A 26410-nucleotide genomic window follows, 5' to 3' on the forward strand; every position below is an offset into this window, starting at 1 on the left:
GCATCCATGCTCGCACAGGAAATCATCCGCGGCACGTCGCCAACATCCCATGTGCCCTGCGAGCGGATGCCTGCCCCAACGTGGTCTGAAGCCCGGCAGATGGCCTTCGATTGCGCTGTTCCGCTTGCGTCGGCGTCCGTGCCACTGGCGGACGCGATCGGATACGTGCTCACCACTGACGTGACGGCGCAGCAGGACCTTCCGCACTACGCGTCCTCTGCCATGGATGGCTGGGCCATTCATGGCAGAGGACCGTGGGAGATCACGACGGCGGGGCTGCCGCTTTCGCCGGGGCAAGCCAGCGTCATTGCCACCGGCGGCCTGGTTCCGGAAGGCGCCGAGGCGGTACTTCGGAAAGAGAGCGGACACGTCCTCGACGCCGGATACGGGCTGCAGCTCTCACTGAGACCAGATGCGAAGCCCGGCGAGACGCTCCCCGGCCGGCACATACGGCCAGCCGGTGAAGAAGCCCGAGCCGGCGACGTCCTCGTACCCGCCGGCACACTCCTTAATCCTGCCCACATTGCCCTTGCTGCCGTAGCAGGCCACGACGAACTGCAGGTACAACGCAAGCCGCGGGTCGCCGTCGTACTTACCGGTTCCGAGGTGGTGACCTCGGGTCAGCCGGCAGCGGGACAGGTGCGCGATACCTTCGGCCCGCAACTCGGCGCAGTGATTTCCCAGCTGGGCGGAATTCCAGGCAGGCAGCAACGGATCGGCGACTCATACGAAGAGTGGCTGTCGGCACTTGACGGCCCGCCCGGAAGTGAACACCCCGATGTCACGATCACCACCGGTGGCACCGGCAAATCCGGAACCGACCACTTCCGCGCTGCAGTGGCCGCGCTCGGTGGGCGCCTGCTGCTGGACGGCGTCGCTATGCGCCCCGGTCATCCTGCTGTACTGGCTGAACTTCCCGACGGCCGCTTCATCATCGGCCTCCCAGGCAATCCCCTGGCCGCCATGATGGCCCTGATGACCATCGGCGAACCACTGCTCGCTGCCCTCCAAAACCGGCCTTTCCAGACAGCTGGCCACCTCATGTCCGGGGCGGACATCGATCCGGGCCCCGGCCGGACACAACTCATTCCCTGCACCTTTGTCCACGGCCTCGCTTTTCCTGCTTCACACACAGGCCCCGGCATGATGCGTGGCCTGGCTTGGGCCGACGGTTTCATGGCCGTTCCCCCTGGCGGAGTGGAAGCAGGGGAACCCGTCCCGGTCATGCCGCTGCCCTGGACAAGCGCCTGGTCAAGCGCCTGGTCACAGGTGCAAGCAACCAACGATTTCCCACACCAGCCAGGAAGGTATGCACCATGGCACGGATGACACAGCGCCGGAAGATCCACCGCTTCCATCTCGACGGGACAGGCACCGAATATCCGGTGCGGTTCAAGGAAGACGTCCTGGCCGCCGAGGAGCCCCTGGAAATCAGGATCGGGGGCCGCTCCTTCGCCGTGACCATGCGGACTCCGGGAGACGACTTTGACCTGGTGGCCGGGTTCCTGGTGTCCGAGGGCATCATCCGCAGTCAATCCGAGCTGATCTCCCTGCGCTTTTGCGCCGGCGAGAAGGACGGGGTGCAGACGTTCAATGTGGTGGAGGCCCAGCTTCGCTCCGACGTACAAATGCCGGACACCATGCGCCACGTCTACACCTCCAGCTCGTGCGGCATCTGTGGAACGGACTCCATCGAGGCCGTCCGTAAAACACTCCACTTCGACCCCTCCCAGGACGGACTGCGGGTTCCCGTTGACATCCTGGCCGAACTGCCCGAACGCCTCCGGGAAGCCCAGGCGGTGTTCGACAGGACCGGTGGCGTCCACGCAGCCGGACTCTTCAGGGTGGACGGCGCCACCCCCGAGCTCCTCTGTTTGCGGGAGGACGTGGGTCGCCACAATGCCGTGGACAAAGTGGTGGGCTGGGCACTGCGCCAGGATCTGCTGCCCCTGACGGGCTTGGTCCTGCAGGTTTCAGGGCGGGCATCGTTCGAGCTGGTCCAGAAGGCCGCCCTCGCCGGCATCCCCGTCCTGTCCGCCGTGAGCGCGCCCTCCAGCCTTGCCGCGGACCTCGCCACTGAGACCGGTGTGACGCTGGTTGGCTTTAGCCGCGGTCACAGCCTCAACGTCTACGCCGGACGTGACAGACTGGTCCGCCCCTGCAAAGCGGCACGTGAGGAGGCCTTCGCAGGGCTCTGACCGCCCGTTCTGCGGGTTTATGTGCAGGGCCCGTGTCCGTGTCGGACTAGGATGAGGAAAGACGAGGAGCAGGCCGGGCAGGGCTTTACAGCCCCGGCCACCTGCTTGGGACAACGACACGAGGCATCATGGCCCCACGCAACAATCCGGACATCGAGAAGGACGCAGACGCCCAAGGCGGCGGCGTCCAATCAGTGGACCGCGCGCTGCAAATCCTGGAAATCCTTGCACGCGAAGGGGACGCGGGCGTCAGTGAAATCGCTGACGAGATGGGCGTCCATAAATCCACCGTGTCCAGGCTTGTGGGCTCGCTGGTTAACCGCGAGCTTGTCCGGCAGAACAGCGAGAGGGGCAAGTACCAGCTGGGCTTCGGAATCCTCAGGCTGGCAACCTCCATCCCCGGCAGGCTGAGCGTCGTGCACGAGGCCCGGGAAGTACTGGAAGCACTCGCGGGTGAGTACAAGGAAACGGTCAACCTTGCCGTGCTTCGATCCAACTACGCCGTCAACGTCGACCAGGCCATGGGCCCTTCAACGCTTGCCACCTACGACTGGGTGGGCAGCCTGACGCCGCTGCATGCCACGTCCAGCGGCAAAGTGCTCTTGGCCGCGCTGACGGCCGATGAGCGGAACCAGGTCCTCAAGACAGTCGGGCTGCCTGCCCGCACGCCCCGCACCATCACTAACCGCGCGGAGCTGGAGAAGCAGCTGCTCGACGTCGCACGGAACGGCTACGCAGTAGTCCATGAAGAGTTCGAGATCGGCCTGACGGCGGTAGCCGTGCCTATTTTTAACCACATGGGCAATGTCATCGCTGCGGTGAGTATCTCCGGCCCTGCCTTCCGCTTTGCCCCGGAGGAGCATCCAGGGCTCATAGACGCCCTCCGCGAGGCTGGCTTCACGATCAGCGCCAAGATGGGCTACCGACGCCGCTAGGCCGTTGGCGCAGCCTGAACCAGGCGCGTTATCCACGCTTTAACTACCTGCCATCAACGTGGCCATTTTTCGCCCCTGTTGTCGCTTGTTACGCAACAGTAACCACCATGCGCAACTCGATGACGCATCTCCGGAGGAGTGTCAAGGTCCGGGAAATGGAAAAGAAACACCTTGACATTGCCCTGTGACGGGGCGCACTCTGTTGCTTAGCGCGAGAACTGTTGATCCTTGCGAAACGTTAGAAGGCGATTCAGCCAAAGCGACAAGAAACCCCGTTCCCCGACAAAAGAGGTGCAACATGCGCAAGGCCTGCCCCACCAGTGAACTCGCTCCCGGGGAGGCGCTACGGCTCGATACTGCTCCAACAATCATGGTCATCGAATCGGACGAAGCCCCCAACCTTCCATCCGTTCCCACCCTCCAGGGCCATGTATAAACCCAAGCCCATGACTCGCCGAGCAAAGGACCCGCTCATGGCTATAAATAGTGATTTAAAGCCTTTAACTGCCGAGGAAGTGCCCGCCAGCGATAGCCTGGCTGACACTCCTTCATCACGTAAAACGAAACGCCCGGAGAACTCTGGGGACGTCATCAGCGTCTCCCCGGACGAAACCAACCCCGCAGTCCTCGACGATGAGGACGGAGGCGCAGAAACACTGCCGGATACTGAGGAATACGCACAGATCCTGGAAGAACTGCGCCACGCCAAGACCGAGCAGGCCGTTAGTGCCCGCCGGAACCGCAAACTTACGCTGGACAAAGTCACCTTCGGAATCACGGGCGCCATCGCCGTCGCCTTCGTGGTCTGGGGCTTCGTCGGCCGGGACAGCCTCTCTGAAACTTCCAAAGGCGCCCTGAACTGGGTCATGGAATACACCGGCTGGCTCTTCATGGTTCTTGCCTCCTTGTTCGTCGTCTTCGTCCTCTGGCTCGCCCTGGGCAAGTTCGGCAACATCCCACTGGGCAAGGACGGCGAGAAGCCGGAATTCCGTACTGTTTCCTGGGTAGCGATGATGTTCGCCGCCGGCATGGGCATCGGGCTCATGTTCTATGGCGTGGCTGAACCGCTCTACCACTACATCTCGCCACCACCGGGCACTGTGGACGGCCGCACTCCTGCTGCCATCCAGACTGCGATGGCCACCTCGATCTTCCACTGGACCCTGCACCCATGGGCCATGTACGCAGTCGTGGGCATTGCCATGGCGTACGGCACCTACCGTTTGGGCCGCAGGCAGCTGGTCTCCGCAGCATTCACGTCGCTGTTCGGCATCAGGATGGTGGAAGGCCCCCTCGGGAAATTCATCAACATCCTGGCCATCTTTGCCACACTGTTTGGTACCGCCGCTTCACTGGGCCTCGGCGCCCTTCAGATCGGCAGCGGCATGACCTCCAACGGCTGGGTGGGCGAGATCGGCACGCCGGTACTCGTGGTGATCGTGGCCATCCTCACCTTCTGCTTCGTCGCATCAGCAGTCTCCGGCATCAGCCGCGGCATCCAGTGGCTTTCCAATATCAACATGGTGCTGGCAGTCGTCCTGGCACTCATCGTGTTTATTGCCGGGCCCACCCTGTTCATCCTCAACCTGATTCCTTCCGCAATCGGCGACTACGCCAGGGACCTGGCGGAGATGTCGTCCCGGACCGAAGCGGTCGGCGACGATGCACTGCGTAGCTGGATGACCAGCTGGACCATTTTCTACTGGGCCTGGTGGATCTCCTGGACGCCCTTCGTCGGCATGTTCATTGCTCGCATCAGCCGCGGCCGGACCATCCGCCAGTTCGTCACCGGCGTTCTGCTGGTGCCAAGCATCGTCAGCGTTATCTGGTTCGGTATCTTCGGTGGAGCTGCCTTCCACGTCCAGCAGGAAGCTGACAAGGCCGGCACACCTGGTTTGGTGACCATGACCAACGGCGTGCCCTCCGTCAATTTCGACGGCGCACTCTTCGATCTCGTCAAGAACCTTGGTATGCCCGGCTGGGCCACGGCAGCAGTCATCGTGCTGGCCATGGTTCTGGTGGCAATCTTCTTCATCACTGGTGCCGACGCGGCCTCCATCGTCATGGGATCGCTCAGCTCCAACGGAGCCGAACACCCCCGGCGCGGAGTGGTCATCTTCTGGGGAAGCCTCACCGGTGCAGTAGCAGCGGTTATGCTCCTGGCCGGCGGCGACGAACCATCCGAGGCTTTGGCCGGGCTCCAAAGAGTCACGATTGTTGCCGCGCTGCCCTTCGTCATCGTCATGCTGCTGCTCTGTTTCGCCCTCACGAAGGACCTGCGCCGTGATCCCCTGTCACTGCGTAAGCGCTTGGCGACATCCGTTGTTGAACGCGCGATTCGTACGGGCGTGGAACAACATCGGGGCGTTCAATTCGATCTGGTGACCAGGCACGAGTGCGCGGAGGATTGCCCGGATTCCGACTGTCCCGGCGGAACTCCGACCGGAAGCATCCCCAGGGTTGAATCTCCCCGCACCGACCCGACCGACAAGTAAGGTATCCCGCCATGACTCAAACCCATGAACAAGAAAGCACTCTCCGTGTCTCCACCGATTCCGGGGACACCGTGAGCTTCACCCTGGACGCAACGAAACCCGTAACGGTCAAGCTCCAGGTTGACGGTGGTTGCACGTGTGGAACCACCGCCACGGTCCAGGGCTCGTACGTTTAATAGCGACCTAGGCAAGCGCTAACCATTCATTTCCAACACAAAAGCAGGCGCCGGATTCCGGCGCCTGCTTTTTGTGTTGCGGGTCAGGCGGGTTAGTTGGGCATCTGGTTACTTGGGCATCAGCACGGAGTCGATCAGGTAAACCGTTGCGTTGGCCGTGTGGACGCCACCACAAATCACGTTGGCGCCGTCAACGGTGAGTGCATCTTTGCTACCACCAACGGTCACTTCGCCACCCTGGACCGTCTTGTGCGTTCCAACCACCTGGTCAGGGCTCAACTGGCCTGGGACTACGTGGTAAGTGAGGATCTTGCTCAGCAGGGCATCGTCCGTCTTCAGCGTCTCAATGGTGGCGGGGTCGATCTTTGCGAAAGCATCGTCAACAGGTGCAAAGACTGTGAATTCGCTGCCGTTGAGGGTGGAGACCAAATCCACTTTCGGGTTGAGCTTGCCTGAAACGGCGGCAGTCAAAGTCTTGAGAAGCGGGTTGTTCGATGCTGCAACGGCAACCGGATCCTGGGCCATTCCCACTACCGAACCGGCACCATCCGGAACCTGGGCGGCGTAACCGGCGCAGCCGGGGCCAACAAGATCACGGGCGGGATCCATGGCGGCGCTGGTCATGGCAGAAGCAGACGGCGACGGTGCCGCGGATGACATCTCCGGGGCAGCGGACGACGACGCCGACGACGACGGTGTGCTGGAGCTGCTTGAACCACCACAAGCCGTGAGTCCGAGAAGGGCGGCTGCAGTGAGGCCAACGAAGGCGAGGGCGGGGCGCTTTGTGGACAACATGTCATTCTCCTTGTTCGTGGAACCAGAGCATTGGGTCCATTGGGTGTGGGCACTGGCTCCCCGGCGCTGCATCTGCGTCGCCGGCGGTTTGTGCCTCACCAGCTATTCGGAGGTCGCACCGGCGTGGATGGGTTCGGATTGAAAAAGTTTCTGAACCAAGCCATCGCAGCTTCGGCTCCGAACTGCCTACAGATATCCGGAGCCGGCACCCTTCATTGCCGGTCCGGCGAACGTTGGGAGACGCAATGCTGCAATTAGCACTAATCGGCCTGCTGGGCGGGTTGATTACAGGTATCTCGCCGTGCATTCTGCCCGTCCTGCCCGTCATCTTTCTTTCCGGGGGTGTGCAGGGTGCGCGTAAAGATGCTGTAACCAGCTGGCGTCCGTACCTGGTGATCCTTGGCCTGGTGATCAGCTTCAGCACCTTCACGCTGGTTGGCTCGTTCCTGCTGACGTTGGTGAACCTGCCGCAGGACCTGCTTCGATGGATCGGGCTGGTGGTACTGGTGCTCATTGGTTGTGGCCTCATTTTCGATCGTTTCCAGCACATCCTGGAGAAGCCGTTCTCCTGGATCCCGCAACGCAAAGTAGGCACCGAAAACGGCGGCCTGGTGCTGGGACTGGCGCTCGGCGTCGTCTATGTCCCCTGTGCAGGACCAGTGCTTGCCGCCATTGCCGTGGCCGGCGCCACCGGCCAGGTGGGCCCCGAAACTATAGTCCTCACGTTGACGTTTGCCCTCGGCGCAGCCGTTCCGCTGCTGGTGTTCGCGCTGGCTGGCCGCCGCGTCGCAGAGCGCGTCAAGGCCTTCCGGAAGAACCAGCGCAAGATCCGCATCGCCGGTGGCGTCATGATGATCGCCCTCGCAATCGGCCTGGTGTTCAACCTTCCCCAGCTGCTGCAGAAACTCGTGCCCGACTACACCTCCACACTCCAGGAACAGGTCCAGGACAACGAGGCCGTGAAGAAGGCCCTGGATCTTGGCGGGCTGGTCAATGACCAAAACCGCGAACTGGACAAGTGCAGCAACGGTGCCACAGAGCTTGAATCGTGCGGCACAGCGCCGGATATCAAGGGCATCCAGGAATGGTTCAACACCCCTGGCGGCCAGGCCGTGAATTTGAAGGACCTCAAAGGCAAGGTGGTCCTGGTGGATTTCTGGGCCTACTCCTGCATCAACTGCCAGCGCTCCGTTCCGCACCTCACCGATTGGTACAGCAAGTACAAGGACTCCGGCCTGGAAATCATCGGCGTCCACTCCCCCGAGTACGCGTTCGAGAAAGAGACCCGCAACGTCATGTCCGGCGCGCAGGTCCTTGGCATCACCTACCCCGTGGCCATCGACAACACCCTCTCCACGTGGACCAACTACCGCAACCGCTACTGGCCGGCCCACTACCTCATCGATTCCGAGGGAACAGTCCGCCACATCAAGTTCGGCGAGGGCGGCTACCAGACAACGGAGAAGCTGATCCGCGAACTCCTGCAAGAGGCCAACCCTTCAGCGGCGCTGCCGGCTCCCGTCGAAGCGTCCGACGACGGCCCGGTAGCAGGTGCCACCACTGCCGAAACGTATTTGGGCACCACCAAGAAGGTCAACTATGCGGGCACGGAACCATACAAAGCCGGCGTTGGGCTGTATTCAATGCCAGCGAATCAGCCCGGTGACAGCTTTTCCTTGAAGGGTTCGTGGGATCTCGGAACGCAATCCATCACCCCTGCTCGCGCCGGCTCTTCGATTGCCCTGAACTACCACGCCAAGCAGGTATACATCGTGGTCAGTGGCGAAGGCATGATCGACGTTGTCCGGGATGGCAAGACCACGTCCGTAGCGGTCTCAGGGACGCCGACGCTCCATCAGATCGTGGACGACCCCCGAATCCGCGAGGGCAAGCTCGAGGTCAAGGTCCCACAGGGCATCCAGGCGTACTCCTTCACGTTCGGATAGGGTGCGCTGGAAGCTGGGTAGGTGCCGGACCCGCTCTTGTTCGCTCTCCTCACCGTTGTGCGGCCTGAGAAACGAACAAGAGCAGGTTTGTGGCGTGGAGAGCCTATTTGTTGGCGAAGTACACGGCAAGGAAGATGGCGCCGCTGACGAAGGCCAGGATTCCCAAAACCTTCCCGGCCGTCGCCTTTACTCCGTATCCTTCGGCCTTGCGAGCGGTGAGGAATGCCATGGCTCCAAAGCCCACGCCGAAAATGAACAGGCCGATGATGCCAAAAATGATCGAGTTCTTGCGGAACTTAGTCCCCAGGATGAGATCTTCTTCAGGGCCAACTACATACTGACGCGTGGTGGTCATGGTTCTCCAAAAAGTGGGGCGACGTGGATCGGGTGCGCTGGAAGCTGGATAGGGGGCCGTGCCCGCTTCGCGATGCCCTCCACGCCGCGGCCCCCTATCCAGCTTCCGCTTCATCCTTAGAAATACGGCTTCGTGATCAGCTCCAGCGCGTGGCCCGAGGGGTCCTTGAAATAGACGCCCCGGCCACCGTGCTCCGTATTGGTCTCGCCTGGACGGGTCATCTGGGGATCCGCCCAATGCTCGACGCCGGCACTCACCAGGCGCTGATAGGCGCGGTCAAAATGCTGGTCGTCTACCAGGAAGGCGTAGTGCTGCATCTGGATTTCGACCGGGGGCTCGGCGAATTGGAGCATCACGCCGCCAGCCAAGGTCAGGTTGGTGAACGGCCCCCAACTTGGAGCTTCGTCCGCTTCGAGGATGGACCGGTAGAACTCGGCGGAGACGGCGCGATCGATGGACGCGATGATGGTGTGGTTAAAAAGTGCGGGCATGAATGACTCCTTGTTGCGTGGATTTCGTTCGATGGGTTCAAGGGCATCAATCCACGCGGAGGAGCGCGGGCAGCGCTGGTACATGTCACGGCGCTGGCACACGTCAGAGCTCGGCCGGGTAGCCAATCTGTGCAGGGCAGGTGCCCGATCCGGTCATCACGTCCGCCAGTCTAGCGAAGAGTTGGGCGGCGGTGACAGGATGGGCGGCATGGGAATCGAGGTTCGCCCGGCCACGGTGTTCGAGGACGTGAAAACCATCGTCGGCCCCAAACGTCCGGACGCCAACGTGTGCTGGTGCCTGAGTTACCGGATTCCCTCGAAGCAGAACCTTGAGCTCCAGCGGGAGGAGCGGGGAAGGTTCGTGGAAAAGCTGGTAGCAGAGGATCCGCCGCCGGGCGTTCTCGCGTACGACGGCGGCGAAGTAGTTGGGTGGGCCGCCGTCCACCCCCGGGCCGACACCAGCTTTGCAACCAACCGAAAGATCCCCCACGTGGACGACGCCGACGTGTGGTCTGTCTGGTGCATTAGGGTGCGGCCTGGGCATCGCGGCAAGGGCATTTCGCATCATCTGTTGGAGGGTGCGATCGACATGGCCCGAAGGTATGGCGCGCCAGCCATTGAGGGCTACCCCGTGGACAACAAAGGCAACAAAGTGGACCTGACCATGGCAGGCTCTTCGAGAAAGCCGGCTTCACAAAGGTCGCCGAAACAACGTCAGTCCTCAACGGCTTCCCGCGAGTGCTGATGCGGCTGGACCTGCGCCAACCCAACTAGGGGACAGCAAACGGTCCACTGGGCTCTCATTGGAGCATGTGCTGTCCCCTACTTGGGTCAGGATCCCTGCAGTTTTGCGGTCATTCGGTGAGCTTCCTCGAGCAGCAATTTGCCGAGGAATTCCTGTCGATCAGGACGGAACCGGGGTTCGATCCCCGTCAACGAAAGGGCCCATGCCGGCCGCCCCTGTTGGTCAAAAACGGCCGCGCCCATCCCCCAACTCCCTTCAAGGATCAGCCCCGGGTTCACCGAGTAGCCCGTCAGCCGGGTGCGCTCAAGGTTGTCCCGCACCACGTCGGCTGGATGCCCCACCGCAAAGTCGCCAGCGTGCGCCGGCCAGTCCTCCAGCAGGGTTTCCTGCTCATCGGAGGGCAGGAAAGCCATGATGGCCGTTCCTGCTGACGCAACTCCCAACGGAAAACGTACGCCTTCATGCAGCACGAAGGACCTCACCGGGAACGATCCTTCCTCTCGCAACACGCAAACTGTTTCGTTGCCGCGTCGGATGGAGAAGAACGCGCTCTCGCCAGTCTCGGCTGCGAGGCGGCGCAAGCTTGGCCGGGCAATGTCCTCCATGGGGAAGCGTGCCGCCGCTACCGATCCAAGGAGGAAGATTTCCGGCCCAAGGACCCACTTCCCCGCGGCTGGATCGTGTTCCAGCAAACCCTCCGCGGCGAGAGACGTCAGCAGCCGGTGCACGGTTGGCCGTGTCAGCCCTGATTCACGAACCAGTCCGGCCAACGACGTCCCCTCGGGTTTGCGCCCAACCAGCCTCAGCAGCAGGGCAACACGGCCCACAACCTGGGCACCCTGCACCGGATTTTGCGTGGATTTCTGTTCGGGCACAAAGCCTCCTCGAAGATTTCATCCACAATATGGACACCTTTGAGCCTACAGTCCACACCGTGAGTATCCAAGCATTGGGGCCGTTGACCGTGGCAGCGATCAAACCTAGGCTCCTCTACAGGTCACTCAGTCCACAACGTGGATAAAACCAGAAAGACTCAAAGAGGAGTTCCAATGTCGAAGATGCACGCCAGCGCAACCCAAGCGCTCCAGGACCTGATGGCAGACGGCCTGACCATCGCCGTCGGGGGTTTTGGCCTCAGTGGCATCCCGGCCGACCTGATCGATGCCGTCCGGGAGTCGGGCGCCAAGGACCTCACCATCGTGTCCAACAACATGGGCGTGGACGGCAAGGGGCTCGGCGTCCTGATCGAGGCCGGCCAAGTCCGGAAGGTCATCGCGTCGTACGTTGGCGAGAACAAACTGTTTGCCGAGCAGTACCTGGCCGGCAAGCTCGAGGTCGAATTCACTCCGCAAGGCACCCTGGCCGAGCGCCTCCGCGCCGGCGGCGCCGGCATCCCCGCCTTCTATACACGGACCGGCGTGGGCACGCTGGTTGCCGAAGGCAAGCCGTTGGAAGAGTTCGACGGCGTGACTTACGTCCGCGAGCGCGCCATCACCGCCGACATCGCGCTTGTCCACGCCCACACTGCCGACACGGATGGAAACCTGATCTACCGCTACACGGCCAGGAACTTCAACCCGGTGGTGGCAACAGCGGGCGCCGTCACCATCGCTGAGGCGGAGGTCATAGTGCAGCCTGGCCAGCTCGACCCCAATCACATCGTCACTCCAGGCGTCTACGTCCAGAGGCTGGTGCAGGCCAGTGCACGGGTTAAGGACATCGAACAGCGCACAGTCCGCCCGCCCCGCGTAGCGGTAACGGTCTAGAGAAGCGCTAACGGCTTAAAGAACAAGGAGCACACATCATGGCTTGGACACGAGACCAGATGGCCGCCATTGCGGCTGAAGAATTGAACGACGGCGACTACGTCAACCTCGGCATCGGCATCCCCACCTTGGTGGCCAACAACCTGCCCGACGGCGTGCGGGTGGTTCTCCAAAGCGAGAATGGATTGCTCGGCATGGGCCCGTTCCCTTATGAGGGCGAGGAGGACGCGGACCTGATCAATGCCGGCAAGCAGACCGTCACCATCACATCGGGTGGAAGCATTTTCGATTCCGCTACGTCCTTCGGCATGATCCGCGGCGGCCATGTGAAGGTGGCGATCCTGGGGGCCATGCAGGTCTCGGGCCGTGGCGACCTCGCCAATTGGACCATCCCGGGAAAGATGGTCAAGGGCATGGGCGGCGCCATGGATTTGGTGGCCGGGACACCGCGGGTGGTGGTCCTCACTGAGCACAACGCCAAGGACGGCTCGGCCAAAATCGTCACGGAATGCACGCTGCCGCTCACTGGGCTGAAGTGCGTTGACAGGATCATCACGGACCTCGCGGTCTTCGACATCGAGGCGGACGCTGAAAACAACCACGACGCCGGGACGAGCCTCCTGCTCACACGCCTCGCCCCAGGAGTCACGGTGGAAGAGATCCGCAGCAAGACCGAGGCGGAGTTCACGGTGGCGCTCACGACTGAAGAACACACACTTGAAGGAGCAAGCGCATGAGCTTGAAAGATCAGTTCGGCAAGGACATCCTGCTCACGGGGTGGGGCCACAGCAAGTTCGGGAAACTCACGGACCACACCCTGGAATCATTGATTGTCCAGGTAGCCGGCGAAGCAATCCGCAATTCCGGGCTTGAGCCCAAGGACATCGACGAAGTCTATCTCGGCCAATTCAACTCAGGCATGCAGCCGCTGGGGTTCACGTCGTCGCTGGCACTGCAGCTCTCTGCAGACCTGGCCAATGTCCCTGCAACGCGCACGGAGAACGCTTGCGCCTCCGGTTCCGCAGCGTTCCAGCAAGGCGTGAAGGCTGTGCTCGCGGGAACTGCACGCAATGTTTTGGTGATCGGCGCGGAAAAAATGACCGACGCCGGAGCGGACGTGGTGGGGGCGGCTTTGCTTGGTGCGTCGTACGAAATGGCAGGCAAGGCGTCCACCACAGGGTTCACGGGGTTGTTCGCCGAGGTGGCGAAGCACTACGGGAAGCGCTACGGCACGGGCATCGACGCGGCCAACTACCCCGGAGGCTTGGGCGATGTCCTCGGTTCCATTGCAGCCAAGAACCACCGCAACGGCATGGATAATCCCTACGCCCAGATGCACCGGGACTTTGGCGAGGAATTCTGCCGCACCATCTCGGACAAGAACCCCATGGTTGCCGACCCCTTGCGCCGCACGGACTGTTCGCCGGTCTCGGACGGTGCAGCCGCCGTCGTGATTTCAACGTCGGCTACCGGCGGCGCAACCGCACCTGTGCGCTTGGCGGGCTTCGGTCACGCGAACGATTTCTTCCCGGCGGAAAAGCGCGATCCCACGGAGTTCGCCGCTACCCGTGTCTCTTGGGAGCGGGCGCTGGGGATGGCAGGCGTGGGCATCGATGGACTGGACTTCGCCGAAGTTCACGACTGCTTCACGATCGCCGAGCTCATCATGTACGAAGCCATGGGCCTGACTCCCCGCGGCGAGGGTTCGCGCGCCGTCCAGGAGGGCTGGGTGTACAAGGACGGTAAACTTCCCGTCAACGTGTCCGGCGGTCTTAAGGCCAAGGGGCATCCTGTGGGCGCCACCGGAGTGTCGCAGCATGTCATTGCGGCCATGCAGCTCACGGGAACCGCCGGCGACATGCAGCTCCCCAATGCCCGGCGAGGCGCCGTCCAGAACATGGGCGGCGTAGGCATCGCGAACTACGTCAGCGTGCTGGAGGCGGTCTAACCCGCCCAAGTAAGTCGCAGCACTGCGCGTTTTGAGGGCTGAAAACGCGCACAGCTGCTACTTACTTGGGTCAGCGGTTCCGGATCAGCGCCGCGATCTCCGTGAACCCGAGCCGCTCTGCGTTCTGCAGGGCGGTTCGGCCTTGCGGATCACGGATGTCCGGATCAGCTCCCGCGGACAGCAGCTGCCGGACCACGTCCTGCTGGTTCGGCCCGCCGTTGTTGAGCAGGATGGCCTCCTGCATGGCCGTCCAGCCCAGGTTATTCACGTGGTTAACAGGCACGCCCGCGGCGATGAGGATCCGAACGGTCTCGGTGTGCCCGTGTTCGCTGGCGGGGATCAGGGCCGTGCCACCGTATCTGTTGATGCTGGCGACGTCGGCCCCGGCCGCCAACGTCAGTTGGAGCACCTCATTGAAGCCCTCCGCACCCGCGTAGAGGAACGCAGAGTCCTGGATGCCGTCCTTGGCGTTGGCGTTGCCACCCGCCGCGATCAGTTCCCGCACCCGCACGGGATCGTTGGCTTTCGCGGCGAGGATCAGGAGCCGGTCGGTTTCCAGCTGAGCCTCCGGGGATAGCGTGGGCGGTTTGGACGCCGACGACGACGGGCCCGGACTCCCGCTCGACGACGCGCCTGGGCTGCTGGCTACTTGAGAGGTGGCTGCTGGGCTGGAGCTTGCTGTGGTTGTGCTGGAAGGGACGGGGCTGGAAGGGCCAGGGCTGGCAGCGGACGGCGACCCGCACCCCGCCAGCAACCCCATCATCAACAACCCCGCCCCCACCACTGATGAGGTGGTCATGAATCGAGGCTACTTTGCTGCTGCGGCCAGCGCTTCGGCACCAGCAGTCGCGCACGCTTCGTCCAAGGCGCCGTCGGGAGCGCCGCCGACGCCGATGCCAGCTACGGATACGCCGTTGACCTTCAGCGGGAGACCGCCGGCCAGGAAAAGCGTGCCGGGAAGGTCCGCGATGGACGGGCCGGTGCCGTTGATGCGCTTGGCCAGTTCGCTCGTGGGGGCACCGAAGGCAGCCGCGGTGTAAGCCTTCTGCTTGGCTGCCTCGATGGTGTGCTCGGCGGCGTTGTCACCGCGGAGAAGGGCCTGGACGGTACCGAATCGGTCCACCAGGGCCACGGTCACGAACGGAAGCTTGTCTGCCTGACACTTGGTGAGCGCGGCATTCACGGCGTTGCTGGAAGCACCCACGGTGATTCGGTTCTGGGCAACCACATTCTCAGGTGCCGGCTGGACCTCGGCACTGACTGGCGCGGCAGGTGCGGTAACAGGCGCGGCCTCGGGGGCAACTGCATTGGCTACTGCGGTAACCCCGCCAGTGAGCAGCAACGCTCCGGCAGCGGCGGCGGCAATCATCTTGTTGGACTTCTTCACGGAGTTCTCCTCGTGGCAAGCATTGGCAATTTCGGGTACATCCCCATGCTTCCGGGAGCAGCCCCGGGGCACATCGGCCGTGTGCCGGTTCCAAGGTCAGCCTTTCCGCCAGCCGTATCAGCCAAAAGGTGGAGAGACCAGCAATCACGCGGGATCTAGCATGGAAAGAGCGTCTACCACCGACCGAAACGGAAACGGGAACCACCCCATGCCAGCAGCCCCTCAACGGCCCGATCCAAGCAGCCGGCCCGATCCAAGCAGCAGGCCCGATCCAAGCAGCAGGATGGATCCAAGCAGCCGGATCGATACCCGCATCGACGCCGTGGTGCATCTGGGTTTCGCCGTGCTGATGGTCGCCTCTGCTGTCCGTTACGTCATGCGGCACTCCCCCGCGGATAACCTGTGGACCGTGGCCTTGGCGGTCGCCGTGTGCGCTCTGTACGTCGTGACAGCGTTGCTGGCCCAACACCGCAACCCCAGGCAGGGCCCGCAAAACCGCAAGCTGTGGATGTTTGCCTTGGTGGCGGCCTGGGCGGCTCTGGTGATCGCGGCGCCCAGCTTCGCGTGGTGCTCCTTCGCCATTTTCTTCCTCAGCCGTACCGCGTTCCGGGGGTGGGCCGCGTATCTGGCGGGCGGCGCGACGGCAGCGGCCACCGCCGTCGGGCTTTTCCGTATGAGCGGATGGACGGACGTCGCCATGCTGCTCGGACCGCTCGCTGCAGGCGCCCTGCTCACGTTGATTTATGACAAGATCGAGCGCGACGGCGCCCTCCAGCGAAAGCTCTTCGAAGACGTAACCCAAGCGCAGGAACTGCTGGCGGCGAGTGAACGAACAGCAGGAATCGCGGCGGAACGCGAGCGTGTTTCACGTGAAATCCACGACACCATCACCCAAGGCCTCGCGAGCGGCTTGCTCCTCCTTGAGGCAGCCCAACGTTCCTGGCCTGATCCTGCGGCGCACAACGAAGTCACCAAAGCAACCAGTCTCCTCCGCGGAAATCTCGCCGACACCCGGAGCCTGGTGCACGAGCTCTCGGCGCCCGGCCTGGAAACTGCGCCCCTATACCAGGCCTTGGAACGCGCCGCCCGGCAGTACCTGGACCACGTCCTTGTGCAGGTCACCGGTGAAGCCCGTCCCATCCCGTCCGAGATTCGACACGCCCTGCTCCGCGTGACCCAGAGCGCCGTGGCCAACATCAAACTTCATGCCCACGCGGACAACGCCAGCGTGACTCTTGGGTACCTGCCGGACGCGGTCACCCTTGACGTGTTCGACGACGGCCGCGGCTTTGATCCCGGAGCGGTACCTCCGCCGTCGGAAACGGGAGGATACGGGTTGCGCGCCATGCGGCAACGCATTGAGCAGCTGGGTGGAGAATTGTCCGTGGAGAGCACTCCGGGCGAGGGCACTGTCATCGCAGCACAGATTCCGCTGCCGGCTCTGCCCTTAGATCCATCGAAGGAGTCCCTGTGACCACCATTTCCGTGCTCCTCGTAGACGACCACACGGTAGTCAGGAGCGGGCTGAAGGCGCTGTTGGGCACCCAGGCCGATATCGTCGTCGTCGGCGAAGCGGCGTCCGGTGAGGAAGCGCTGGAAGCGGTACAACAGCACTCGCCGGTAGTGGTTCTCATGGACTTGGCCATGGGTGCGGGAATGGACGGCATCGAGGCCATCAAGCAGTTGCGGCAGCGCAATCCCCGGCAGGCGGTGATCGTGTTCACCACCTACGATTCCGACGCCGACATCGTCCGTGCCGTGGATGCCGGCGCCATGGGGTACCTGCTCAAGGACGCCGCACCGGAAGAGATTTTTGCGGCGGTAAGAGGTGCCGTGCAGGGCAAAAGCGTGATGAGCGCGCCGGTTGCGTCCCGGCTTTTCCAACAGCTGCGGAACCCGGACGAAGTCCTTACACCCCGGGAGGCAGAGCTGCTGAGCCTCCTGACCGAGGGCCTCAGCAACCGTGATCTGGGCAAACGGCTCTTCATTTCGGAAGCAACCGTCAAAACCCATCTGGCCCACATCTATGCCAAACTCGGCGTGGAAACTCGTGCGGCGGCCATCGCAACCGCCATCCGTCGCGAGGGCATGCGGTAAGCCGGCCGCATGCGGTAGGCCGCCCCCGCCTCGCGATTCAGGCCTCGTTGCTATATATCCACAGCCCGCATTCCATTAAGCTGGCACTATGTCCGACGCTTCGGAGCGCAAGATGTTCAAACATTCCGGAACTGCTCTGCTGTTCCGCGGAATCCTGGCCGTGCTCTTTGGTTTGTTGGTTGCATCTTTGCCGGTAGCCACTGTCTTCGGGCTGGTTTTCGTGTTCGGTGTCTTCGCAATCGTGGACGGCCTCACCAACGTGGCCCACTACTTTTATGACCCTTCACGCCATTCCGGCTGGACGATGGTGGGGGGCTTCATCTCCCTCGCAGCCGGTTTGGTGGCAGTCGCGTGGCCGGGAATAACAGCTGCAGCACTTGGCGTCCTGATTGGACTCTGGGCCTTGGTCCTGGGGCTTTCCGAGATCGTCTTCGCGTTTGCAGCAAGGAACTCCGTCAATGGTTGGGGAGTCTGGTTGCTGACTGGTCTTGTGACTGCGGTTTTTGGCCTCTTTGTCCTGATCAATCCCAGCCTCGGGTTCCTGGGCGTTGTGGGTTTGTTGGCAGCCTTCTCCGTGATTGCAGGGCTGTTGTTGATCGTCTGCGGCATCAAGATGCGCAGGGGCGCATCGTCTTCCTTCATGTACGCCCACTGATGTTCCTTGGCTCAACACGGGCGTCACGGCCAGCAATCCTTCATGAGGGGATGCGCTTGGCGCCAAGTTCGGTAAGTTAGTGGCTGTGAAGATAGCTACCTGGAATGTGAACTCCCTCCGTGCCCGTGCCGACCGCGTCGAAGCGTGGCTTGAGCGCAGTGACTGTGATGTCCTGGCCATCCAGGAGACCAAGTGCAAGGACGATAACTTCCCGTGGGAGCTCTTTGAGCGCATGGGCTACGAGGTTGCGCACTTCGGCGTGAACCAGTGGAACGGCGTCGCCATTGCGTCCCGCGTTGGGCTGGAGGACGTAGAACGCACCTTCCTGGACCAGCCGATGTTCGGCAAGGCCGGCAAGGACCCCGCGCAGGAAGCCCGCGCCATCTCCGCCACCTGCGGCGGCATCCGCATCTGGAGCCTGTATGTTCCGAATGGCCGCTCGCTGGACGACGAACACATGCCGTACAAGCTCAAGTGGCTTGACGTCCTTCAAGGCAACGCTTCCGAGTGGTTGAAGTCTGATCCCGCGGCACAGGTCGCGCTCATGGGCGACTGGAACATTGCACCGTTCGATGACGACGTCTGGGACATCGAACTGTTCCGCAACAACAACTTCACGCACGTCAGCGAGCCGGAACGCGCCGCATTCCACGCCTTCGAGACTGCCGGTTATTCCGACGTCGTCCGTCCCTACACACCTGGCCCCGGCGTTTACACGTACTGGGACTACACGCAGCTGCGCTTCCCCAAGAAGGAAGGCATGCGCATCGACTTCTGCCTGGCTTCCCCGGCTTTGGCGGCCCGGGTTACCGGTGCTTCCATTGACCGCGAGGAACGTAAGGGGAAGGGCGCCTCGGACCACGCTCCCGTGATCGTGGAGCTTGCAGACTAATCACCGCTGATGGAAGAAAGGGGCCGGCTGGAGATGACTGGAAACCTGTACAGGGGCCAGGCAGGACTGCCGTTCTCTTCGTCCCTGCGCATTTACGAGCCCCTTGAGGCGTTTCCTCCGGAGCAGCAGCGCCAACTCGTGGCGGACAGCAGCAAGATACGTTCCCGGGCCGCCGTCGAAAATGCGGAGCTCCAAGCCTCGCTGGGCCGCATCACGCGGACCGGCGGGGACCCCTTCCCCACAGGTCGGACCGATTTGGTGCGGATGACGCGGGTCCCTGGCGGGCGGCACACCGCGGCGGAGGGTGCTGCAGACGCACCCACTGGCGCGTCAGCTGGCGTGTCGGCGCAGGATAAGGACGCCCACGACGCCGGACGGCTGCTTTACTGCCCCAGCCAACTGGTGATTCGGGCCGGGTTGGCAGCGAACGCCCTCATGGATGGTGTGCACAGCCCGCTGGCCGATCTGCTGATTCCGGTTTCGCAGCGGGATAAGCATCAAGCCAGGATCGATCGCATCAACGCTGGGGAAGAAGCCAAGCGTGTGCACACCCGGGCCTCCACCTGGGGTATCCCCTTCAGCTGGTTCTCGCTTTTCGCTGAGTCTGACCGTAAGGATGTGGTGGAGTCCGATGGGCGCATCCTCACCGTCCGGGTGTGGACGCCGTTGACGGATGCCCTGGACAGGGCACGCTTTGCTGTAGCCCACTTGGCCTTGGCAGCCCCGGACCTGGACATGCTGGACGATCTCACGCAGCTCACCGAATGGCTGGAATTGTTTCACGTCCAGTCCATGGTGGAGCTCGATTACGGGGCTGTTGCGGATAAGGTGTACCCCGACGAATCCCCCATGGATGTTCGCCTCGGTATCGAGTGCCTGGCCGAGGGCGATATGACGGGCGCGGCGGCAGCCTATCGTCGGCTAGCCTCGCGGTGGATTCCCATCCGTCAGCTGGCGCGGGCCTCGTAGGCTTTCAGGACCGGCTGCGTTTAGGATCAGCGGCTTTCATCACCGGCACGGCGGTGCTGTTGTCTCCCGGACAATCAGCTGGTGCGGTGCAACCGCTGAATGCACGGCGCCGGCAATGCCATCGAGTTCGTCCAAAAGCATCTTGGTGCCCAGTTCGGCTTGGTCGTCCGGCCGTTGACCCACCGTTGTAAGGCCCAAGGCTTCGGAGAAGTCGTGATCGTCAATTCCGATGACTGAGAGGTCCGCTGGCACGCGAACGCCGTGTCGCGTGGCTTCGAAGATGACCCCCATGGCCATCTCGTCGGAGGAACAGAAAATGGCCGTAGGCTTGCGGCCAGGCTGGTTCCAGAGCCGGTTGAATGCCTGCTGGCCGCTGGCAACTGTGAAGTCACCCCATTCGTCCCACTCGGGACGGACTTCCAAGCCGGCGTCGGTCATGACGTCCTGGAAGGCGCGGATCCTGACACGGGGAACGTCGAAGTTCAGGTCTGTTTCGTCGTCGCCATGGAGCAAGGCAATGTCCTTGTGTCCCAGGTCCAGCAGATGCCGCACGGCGGTGGTCGCGGCGTCGTAATCGTTGATGCCGATGTAGGCACAATCCTCAACGTGTCCGCCAACCACTACCAACGGGATGTCGATCTTGTGGAGGTGTTCCAGTTCGTCCTCGCTGAGCGCCATACATAGCACCAGCAGCGCATCGATCTGTTTGTACACCATGGTGGAGCTGAAAAGCCGCTCGCGATTGCTGCCATGGCCTCCGAGGTTGAACAGGGAGAGGTTGTACTTGCGTGAGTGCAGCTCCCTGTCCGCACCTTCGATTGCTTTGGAGAAGAACCAGCGGCTGACGAAGGGCGCCAGGACACCGATGGTGCGTGTGCGCCCAGTGGCCAGTCCCGACGCCGACGACGACGCCACGTAGCCCAGCGACGCCGCGACTTCCAGGATCTTTTCACGCGTTGCAGGCGAAACCCGGGGCAGTCCCCTGACAGCCCTGGACACGGTAGCCGTAGACACTCCCGCTGCTGCTGCGACGTCCTCGATGCTGACGCCTGTATGACCACCGCGCTGGGACCTACCCGTTGTTCGTGTCACAGGCCCCCCTCTCCGGCTGCCTTCACTTCGCCGTTTTCTGTCTCACGGCGAAGAATCAGTCTATTTTGTGCAGGCCTTGGTTACGCAGCGGAGTCGTCCGCTGCGTAACCAACGCTGCAATTGTCTAACCCTTCAGTCCGCCGGACAGCAGGCCTCGGACGAAGTACCGCTGCAGGCCGAAGAACACCAGAAGCGGGATGATGATCGAGACGAAGGCCGCGGCCGGGTTCAAGTAGTCCCTGGCACCGCGTGTACCGGAAATCTCCGCCAGACGCTGGGTGATAGGTGCTACGTCGGCCGTTCCACCGGAGAACACCAGTGCAACCAGGAGGTCGTTCCAGACCCACAGGAACTGGAAGATCGCCAGGGAAGCCAGCGCCGGAACGGAAAGCGGCAGGATGATCCGCCAGAAGATCGTGCTGTGTCCCGCACCGTCCACCCTTGCCGCCTCGATAACTTCACCAGGGATCTCGGAGATGAAGTTGTGGAGGAGGAAAATACCCAGGGGAAGGCCGAACATGGTGTGGGCGATCCACAGCTGCGCATAGGAACCCGCCGGCAAATGCAGGGTTTGCGTAAAGAGTTGCAGGAGCGGAATCAGTGCCATTTGGAGCGGAATGATCTGCAGCGCGAACACGAAAATGAAGAGTGCGTCGCGGCCCTTGAACTTGCCCCAGGCGAACACGTAGGCGGCCATGGATGCCAACACCAGAACAAAGATGGTGACTGGGATGACGATTGCTACGGAGTTGGCGAAGTACTGGGACAGGTTGGCAGATTGCGAGCCCGCCGGGGTAAGGACGTCCACATAGTTCTTGACCGTGAAGTCCCAGTCCAGGAAGGCATTCCACCAACCGTTGGAGCGGGGGCCCACCTGCTTCGGGGCAGGACGGAACGAGGTAACAAAGAGTCCAAACGTCGGGACAGACCATACGACGGCGATGATGATCGCTGCCGCTGTGGCCCACTTGGAAGTGAGCTTGGTCTTGACCCTGCGCATCATCGGCTGGGCGTCCTCCGTGGGGTCCGATCCAGGACGCTGCCGGGTGGCGGCCTTGGACGCCTCTTTCGGGGCTGGCGTGGCTGTCAATGGATCTCCCTTTGCTTGCGAAGGACTCGAGCGTTGTACACGACGATGGGCAGCACCATCAGGAACAGGATCAGGGCCAAAGCGGCACCTCGTCCTGGTTCACCGGCGCGGAAAGCCTGCGTGTACATTTCGTTGGCCACAACCGAGGTGTCGTAGTTTCCGGCCGTCATGGTTCGGACAATGTCGAATACCTTCAACGTGGCGATCGTGATAGTAGTCAGGACCACCACCAACGCCCCACGGATACCCGGGACCGTGACGTTGCGGAACTGCTGCCAGGCGTTGGCCCCATCCAAACGGGCTGCCTCGATCAGTTCCACCGGAACACCCTTGATGGCCGCGGAAAGAATCACCATGGCAAAGCCTGTTTGGATCCAGACCATCACGATGATCAGGAAGATGGTGTTTTCCGGGGCGTCCAGGAGGAACTGCTTGGGGTTCATTCCCATGGCGTCACGGATGAAGTTGATGACACCCGTTTGTTCAATACCGGGACCGCGGTAGTCATACACGAGCTTCCAGATGATGCCGGCGCCTACAAAGGAGATGGCCATCGGCATGAAGACCAAGGACTTCAGAACCCGCTCTCCGCGGGCCTTATCGATGAAGACCGCATAGGCCAGCCCGAATCCCGTGGACAACAGGGGAACCAGGATGGTCCAGATGATGGTGTTCCGCAGCGTGGTCAAAGCTTCAGGCTGCGTGAACATCCAAACAAAGTTGTCGAATCCGTTGCCTTGGCCACTGGCGTCCGTGAAGGCCAACATCGACGTCCGTACCGCCGGGTACACAAGGCCCACCAGCATCAGGATTCCAGCGGGAGCCAGGAATCCGGCCACCGTAACCTTGTCCTTGACTGACTTTGGTGCCCTATCCACCACGAGCATGAGGATGCCGATAATTGCGGCAAAAATCGCCAGGGCGATCACTACTTGAAGGAGTTTTCCTCCGATAAATTCCATACCCAACCTCCGGGGCGTGAGTGAATCACTAAGTTCCGGGAAACACACTGCCTCCCCGGCTGGGCAAACCAGCCAAGGGAGGCAGTGCCTTCGGAGTTAGCCCTTGGGCCAGCTGGACTCGATGCTGTCAGTTACCTGCTGGGCAGAGCTGCCGTTGATCCAAGCAACGATGCCCTTCCAGAACGAGTTGGAACCCACAGCGCTCGGCATCAGGTCCGAACCGTCAAAACGGAAGACCGTCTTGGGGTCCTGAAGGAGCTTGATGGACTGCTTATCCAGGGCGGACTGTGCGTTGTTCGGGTCAAGGCCCTTGTTTGCACTGATGGCACCGCCGAGCTTCACGCGGTTGTTGGCGAAGTCCGCGCTAGCCATGAATGCCAGGTAAGCCTGGACCTCAGGGGTGTCCTTGTAAGCAGCAACCGACTCGCCACCACCGGTGATGGCTGTGCCCTTGGACTCATCCACCGGAGGCGTCATGAATGCCCAGACGTCGCCGTCCTCGGCCACGTTGGTACCGGCAGGCCAGTTGGCTGCCTGGAACGATGCCTGGTGGTGCATTGCGCACTGTCCGTCCAGAACCGGCTGACCAGCCTGGGCAAACGCGGTGCTCAGGATAGAGCGTGGGTCACCGAAGCCGCCGTTGACGTAATCCGGGTTCAGGAGGATGTCGCCAACCTTGTTGAAGGAGTTGACGATCTTGGGGTCATTGAACGGAATCTGGTGCGTGATCCACTTGTCATAGACTTCCGGGCCTTCGGCACGCAGGACAACGTCCTCGATCCAGTCGGTACCCGGCCAACCCGTGGCTTCGCCCGATTCAAATCCGGCACACCATGGCTTCATGGTCTTGTCGGCTGCGATCTTCTTGGTCAGGTCCATCATTTCGTCCCACGTCTTGGGGACTGTCCAACCCTTGTCCTTGAAGGTCTTGGGTGAGTACCAGACGTAGCCCTTGACGTTCGCAAGCATCGGGGCGGCGTAGAACGTGCCATCCACCGTGCCGTACTTCTTCCAGTCTGCGGACCAGTTCTTGTCCACAAGATCGGACACAGCCTTGGGAGCGGGCTTCAGGTAGCCGGCCTTTGCCTGCGTGGCCAGAAGACCGGGCTGCGGGAAGATCGCTACATCAGGGGCCGTACCGGACTGGGCCCGGACACCGATCTGGGTCTCGAACTCCTTGCTGCCCTCGTACTTGACAGTAATGCCCGTGCACTTTTCGAACTGTGCCCAGGATTCCTCGAGGTTTGTCGCTTCGACGTCGACGATGGTGGAGTACACGGAGACCGTCTTGCCGTCGTGCTTGCCGTAGGTGCCGTAAGCGGAACAGTCATCCGACGCGGTGCTTCCGCCGCCGCCGCTGTTTCCGCTACATGCGGACATGGTAAGTGCCAGAACGCCGGCCGCTGCGACCGGGAGCAGGTACTTGGTTTTTTTCATGCTGAAGACTCCTCGCTGAGTACAAGAAAATCGTGGCGCGATTGACGTGGTGGGCCTCACACTAGTCATGATCAGGGTCGGAATGCAAGCGCTTACACCTAACGTAACCACAACGATACAAAGTAACCTTTGCATCGCACTGGGTCGGCTGGGCCGAGTCGGGAACCACCCACAGCCATTGGCCCTGTAGCCGCGTCATGAGATTTGGTTGCCCAGTATTGCCTATGCAACAGTGGGAAGTGTGGATGAACTTGAAGCACTCCAGACTATCGGCCGGCTGATCAAAGAAGAACGGCTGGCCCAAGGGCTGAGCCAAGTGCAGTTGGCCAAGCAGGCTGGAACGGCAATCAAGACCGTACGGACGCTGGAATCCGGTACCCGGCGCACCCAGGAAATCAACCAGCGCAAGCTCGAGCACGCCCTGGGGTGGCGCGCTGGGTCAATGTCTGAAATCCTCAAGGGAAAATCCAGCTTCGCTCCAGACCAAATCACTCCGGACGACATGCGCAGCAGCGAGGACCCACGGCAGCCTTCGGGGCCCCGCGTCACGGTGCCGGCGGCCCCTATCGCCCGCGCCTCGCATCTTTCAGACGAGGAGCTGCTCGCCGAACTGACGTACCGGATGATGCACCGCAACAGGGGCTAGCTGGTTGCTGACAGTTCCTGCCGGCGCACCATCTCGTTGATCCAGACAGGCGCGAACGGAGAGGTGCAGTTAGGCGGAGTTGGGTAATCCTTGAGCACCTCTAGTCGCTCACCAATACTCAAGGCCCGGGCACGATACTCCGGGTGCTCGATGCCGATCTGGGCAAGGCAGGTGTTCATCGCCCACTGCAGGCGGTCCGGGGCTTCCTTCATCCCGGCCTCGATGGCGTCCAGCAGCCCGGTGAGGTCCAGGCCTGCCGGATCCTTCACGACGCGCTCCGACGTCAGCGCCCAACCGGCACTCGCCACCAAGGGATCTTTGTCCGCAAACCAGGCGACCCGCAGCTCTTCGGCATGCGGATTCTTCTTGACCACGTAGTTCACCAGCCAGTCATGGACTTTGGGAGTCCGGGCTTCGCGCAGCATGGTGTCAAGCTCGTCGGGTCCGTACGACTTAGGCCGGCAGATCAACAGCGCCAGCAGCTTCGCCGCGGTGTCATCCGTTTCCCAAAGCTCGCGTGAAAGCTCCTGCTGTGTCTTCAACCGCTTCGCAATCGCGCGCAACTTACTGAGGTTCACACCGTGATCGTCACCGTGTTTCTCGTTCACCTCGCGCGACCTTGGGTCTTCCAGTGCGGCCAACTCGGCCATCACACCAGCCAACGTCGTACCTGTCGCAGTTTTCCCGACCACTGCAGCCTCCCGTCCATCGCGTGTGAAGCTCAGCCTACTAGGCGTGGGCGTGACGGATCGGCCGTTTAACCGCAGGCGGGATGGCAGCTCATGGAGGCGCGATCGCGCACGTTCCTGAACTGCCATCCTCGCGCCATGCGGGTAGGGCTACTTCCCGCCCTTGAACAGGCCTGCGATCTTGGAGCCGAGACCCTTCACATTTTCGGTAACATCTCCGGCGATTTCCTTGGACTTCTCCGCAACGTCACCAGCAAGTTCCTTGGCATTTTCCCCGACGTCACCAGAGAAGAATTCCTTGACGTTTTCTGCTGCGTCCCCGGCGAATTCCTTGACATTTTCTGCTGCCGCGCCGGCGAACTCCTTGACATTTTCCGCAGCCTCGCCGGCAAATTCCTTCGCATTTTCAAGCGCCTCGCCAGCTACTTCCTTGGCATTGCCCGCAGCGCCTTCTACTGCTTCCGCTCCCGTGGTTTCTTCACTCATGGTGCTCTCCTTCGTAACGGTTGGAACGCTGATCGCTCTCGGGATTTATCCTGCAAAGCAATCAATCGCATCAGGGAGTTTTCCCCCTCTACTTTCAAACTATTGGCATACGCGCGGGTTAAGCAACGCAAAACACCCGGAGCGAAACATTCGGCAAA

Annotated in this window: 28 protein-coding genes and 1 pseudogene; 17 read left to right on the forward strand and 12 right to left on the reverse strand. The window is 62.0% G+C overall.

The features are described from left to right. Positions 1–6: 6 nt before the first annotated feature. The 6 genes from ACTAQJ_RS14425 (at position 7) to ACTAQJ_RS14450 (ending at position 5804) form a co-directional block, all read left to right on the forward strand. Positions 7–1329 carry a molybdopterin molybdotransferase MoeA gene (locus ACTAQJ_RS14425; protein ID WP_498697075.1) on the forward strand — a complete coding sequence of 441 codons (1323 nt, stop codon included), beginning with the start codon at positions 7–9 and terminating at the stop codon, positions 1327–1329. After that, positions 1317–2198 carry a formate dehydrogenase accessory sulfurtransferase FdhD gene (fdhD, locus tag ACTAQJ_RS14430; RefSeq protein WP_498697077.1) on the forward strand — a complete coding sequence of 294 codons (882 nt, stop codon included), beginning with the start codon at positions 1317–1319 and terminating at the stop codon, positions 2196–2198. The genes ACTAQJ_RS14425 and fdhD overlap by 13 nt, the downstream gene beginning before the upstream one ends. Positions 2199–2326: 128 nt before the next feature. Continuing rightward, complete coding sequence (locus ACTAQJ_RS14435) at positions 2327–3133, forward strand: IclR family transcriptional regulator (protein WP_224095032.1); 807 nt, start codon at positions 2327–2329, stop codon at positions 3131–3133. A gap of 298 nt (positions 3134–3431) precedes the next feature. Next, entirely contained in the window at positions 3432–3569 is a 138-nt protein-coding gene (locus ACTAQJ_RS14440; RefSeq protein WP_431117777.1) for a hypothetical protein, read from the forward strand. A 37-nt stretch (positions 3570–3606) separates the two neighbouring features. Continuing rightward, positions 3607–5628, forward strand: a complete 2022-nt coding sequence (locus ACTAQJ_RS14445) for a BCCT family transporter (protein ID WP_498697079.1) — start codon at positions 3607–3609, stop codon at positions 5626–5628. A gap of 11 nt (positions 5629–5639) precedes the next feature. Further along, a complete protein-coding gene (locus ACTAQJ_RS14450; RefSeq protein WP_498697080.1) occupies positions 5640–5804 on the forward strand; it encodes a hypothetical protein in 165 nt (54 codons plus the stop codon). Between the two features lie 108 nt (positions 5805–5912). Here ACTAQJ_RS14450 and ACTAQJ_RS14455 read toward each other — a convergent pair whose 3' ends face one another. Then, a complete protein-coding gene (locus ACTAQJ_RS14455) occupies positions 5913–6599 on the reverse strand; it encodes a fasciclin domain-containing protein (RefSeq protein WP_498697082.1) in 687 nt (228 codons plus the stop codon). Positions 6600–6844: 245 nt separating this feature from the next. On the opposite strand from ACTAQJ_RS14455, the gene ACTAQJ_RS14460 reads away from it, so the two are divergent. Further along, complete coding sequence (locus ACTAQJ_RS14460; protein ID WP_498697084.1) at positions 6845–8545, forward strand: cytochrome c biogenesis protein DipZ; 1701 nt, start codon at positions 6845–6847, stop codon at positions 8543–8545. A 103-nt stretch (positions 8546–8648) separates the two neighbouring features. Here ACTAQJ_RS14460 and ACTAQJ_RS14465 read toward each other — a convergent pair whose 3' ends face one another. Both ACTAQJ_RS14465 and ACTAQJ_RS14470 read right to left on the reverse strand, forming a co-directional pair. Then, the gene (locus ACTAQJ_RS14465) at positions 8649–8900 is read right to left on the reverse strand and encodes a hypothetical protein (protein ID WP_431117771.1); all 252 of its coding nucleotides are present in this window, start codon (positions 8898–8900) and stop codon (positions 8649–8651) included. Between the two features lie 116 nt (positions 8901–9016). Further along, a complete protein-coding gene (locus ACTAQJ_RS14470) occupies positions 9017–9391 on the reverse strand; it encodes a VOC family protein (protein WP_431117769.1) in 375 nt (124 codons plus the stop codon). Between the two features lie 208 nt (positions 9392–9599). Here ACTAQJ_RS14470 and ACTAQJ_RS14475 point away from each other — a divergent pair. After that, positions 9600–10165 (forward strand): annotated as a pseudogene (locus tag ACTAQJ_RS14475) (GNAT family N-acetyltransferase). Between the two features lie 57 nt (positions 10166–10222). Here the strand turns inward: ACTAQJ_RS14475 and ACTAQJ_RS14480 are convergent. Beyond that, positions 10223–11011: an IclR family transcriptional regulator gene (locus tag ACTAQJ_RS14480; RefSeq protein WP_498697088.1), complete on the reverse strand. Its 789-nt coding sequence runs from the start codon at positions 11009–11011 to the stop codon at positions 10223–10225. Between the two features lie 174 nt (positions 11012–11185). On the opposite strand from ACTAQJ_RS14480, the gene ACTAQJ_RS14485 reads away from it, so the two are divergent. Genes ACTAQJ_RS14485 through ACTAQJ_RS14495 form a run of 3 tightly spaced genes read left to right on the forward strand, consistent with a single transcriptional unit; the run spans position 11186 to position 13850 of the window. Next, positions 11186–11902: a CoA transferase subunit A gene (locus ACTAQJ_RS14485; protein ID WP_498697091.1), complete on the forward strand. Its 717-nt coding sequence runs from the start codon at positions 11186–11188 to the stop codon at positions 11900–11902. Between the two features lie 38 nt (positions 11903–11940). Continuing rightward, positions 11941–12639, forward strand: coding sequence for a CoA transferase subunit B (locus ACTAQJ_RS14490; protein WP_498697093.1), 699 nt, complete (start codon positions 11941–11943; stop codon positions 12637–12639). Beyond that, positions 12636–13850 (forward strand): acetyl-CoA acetyltransferase, encoded by a 1215-nt coding sequence (locus ACTAQJ_RS14495; protein ID WP_498697094.1) that lies wholly within the window; start codon positions 12636–12638, stop codon positions 13848–13850. The genes ACTAQJ_RS14490 and ACTAQJ_RS14495 overlap by 4 nt, the downstream gene beginning before the upstream one ends. A 70-nt stretch (positions 13851–13920) precedes the next feature. Here ACTAQJ_RS14495 and ACTAQJ_RS14500 read toward each other — a convergent pair whose 3' ends face one another. Beyond that, positions 13921–14649 (reverse strand): ankyrin repeat domain-containing protein, encoded by a 729-nt coding sequence (locus tag ACTAQJ_RS14500; RefSeq protein ID WP_498697095.1) that lies wholly within the window; start codon positions 14647–14649, stop codon positions 13921–13923. Positions 14650–14658: 9 nt separating this feature from the next. Further along, positions 14659–15237, reverse strand: coding sequence for a GlcG/HbpS family heme-binding protein (locus tag ACTAQJ_RS14505; RefSeq protein WP_498697097.1), 579 nt, complete (start codon positions 15235–15237; stop codon positions 14659–14661). Between the two features lie 283 nt (positions 15238–15520). Between ACTAQJ_RS14505 and ACTAQJ_RS14510 the strand changes: the two genes are divergently transcribed. From ACTAQJ_RS14510 to ACTAQJ_RS14530, 5 genes are all read left to right on the forward strand, one after another. Then, positions 15521–16711, forward strand: a complete 1191-nt coding sequence (locus tag ACTAQJ_RS14510) for a sensor histidine kinase (protein WP_498697098.1) — start codon at positions 15521–15523, stop codon at positions 16709–16711. Then, positions 16708–17334: a response regulator gene (locus tag ACTAQJ_RS14515; protein ID WP_498697099.1), complete on the forward strand. Its 627-nt coding sequence runs from the start codon at positions 16708–16710 to the stop codon at positions 17332–17334. Before ACTAQJ_RS14510 ends, ACTAQJ_RS14515 begins: the two co-directional genes overlap by 4 nt. 88 nt (positions 17335–17422) lie before the next feature. Beyond that, the gene (locus ACTAQJ_RS14520; protein ID WP_498697101.1) at positions 17423–17989 is read left to right on the forward strand and encodes an HdeD family acid-resistance protein; all 567 of its coding nucleotides are present in this window, start codon (positions 17423–17425) and stop codon (positions 17987–17989) included. 85 nt (positions 17990–18074) lie between these two features. Next, positions 18075–18881, forward strand: a complete 807-nt coding sequence (locus ACTAQJ_RS14525; protein WP_498697102.1) for an exodeoxyribonuclease III — start codon at positions 18075–18077, stop codon at positions 18879–18881. A gap of 33 nt (positions 18882–18914) precedes the next feature. Beyond that, positions 18915–19850, forward strand: coding sequence for a DUF8083 family protein (locus ACTAQJ_RS14530; protein ID WP_498697104.1), 936 nt, complete (start codon positions 18915–18917; stop codon positions 19848–19850). A 39-nt stretch (positions 19851–19889) separates the two neighbouring features. On the opposite strand, the gene ACTAQJ_RS14535 is transcribed toward ACTAQJ_RS14530, so the two are convergent. The 4 genes from ACTAQJ_RS14535 to ACTAQJ_RS14550 form a co-directional block, all read right to left on the reverse strand. Then, the gene (locus ACTAQJ_RS14535; protein ID WP_498697106.1) at positions 19890–20942 is read right to left on the reverse strand and encodes a LacI family DNA-binding transcriptional regulator; all 1053 of its coding nucleotides are present in this window, start codon (positions 20940–20942) and stop codon (positions 19890–19892) included. Positions 20943–21066: 124 nt separating this feature from the next. Next, a complete protein-coding gene (locus ACTAQJ_RS14540) occupies positions 21067–22032 on the reverse strand; it encodes a carbohydrate ABC transporter permease (RefSeq protein ID WP_431117752.1) in 966 nt (321 codons plus the stop codon). Next, positions 22029–22994: a carbohydrate ABC transporter permease gene (locus tag ACTAQJ_RS14545; protein ID WP_431117750.1), complete on the reverse strand. Its 966-nt coding sequence runs from the start codon at positions 22992–22994 to the stop codon at positions 22029–22031. The genes ACTAQJ_RS14540 and ACTAQJ_RS14545 overlap by 4 nt, the downstream gene beginning before the upstream one ends. Positions 22995–23090: 96 nt before the next feature. Then, positions 23091–24431, reverse strand: a complete 1341-nt coding sequence (locus ACTAQJ_RS14550) for an ABC transporter substrate-binding protein (protein ID WP_498697110.1) — start codon at positions 24429–24431, stop codon at positions 23091–23093. A 241-nt stretch (positions 24432–24672) separates the two neighbouring features. Here ACTAQJ_RS14550 and ACTAQJ_RS14555 point away from each other — a divergent pair, with 241 nt between their 5' ends. Next, positions 24673–25077: a helix-turn-helix domain-containing protein gene (locus tag ACTAQJ_RS14555; RefSeq protein ID WP_431117747.1), complete on the forward strand. Its 405-nt coding sequence runs from the start codon at positions 24673–24675 to the stop codon at positions 25075–25077. Here ACTAQJ_RS14555 and ACTAQJ_RS14560 read toward each other — a convergent pair. Beyond that, positions 25074–25727 carry a DNA alkylation repair protein gene (locus ACTAQJ_RS14560; protein WP_498702201.1) on the reverse strand — a complete coding sequence of 218 codons (654 nt, stop codon included), beginning with the start codon at positions 25725–25727 and terminating at the stop codon, positions 25074–25076. The two genes, ACTAQJ_RS14555 and ACTAQJ_RS14560, sit on opposite strands and share 4 nt — an antisense overlap. A 189-nt stretch (positions 25728–25916) precedes the next feature. Next, positions 25917–26252: a hypothetical protein gene (locus tag ACTAQJ_RS14565; RefSeq protein ID WP_431117744.1), complete on the reverse strand. Its 336-nt coding sequence runs from the start codon at positions 26250–26252 to the stop codon at positions 25917–25919. Positions 26253–26410 lie beyond the last annotated feature (158 nt).

The sequence above is a fragment of the Arthrobacter sp. alpha11c genome (assembly GCF_054149985.1).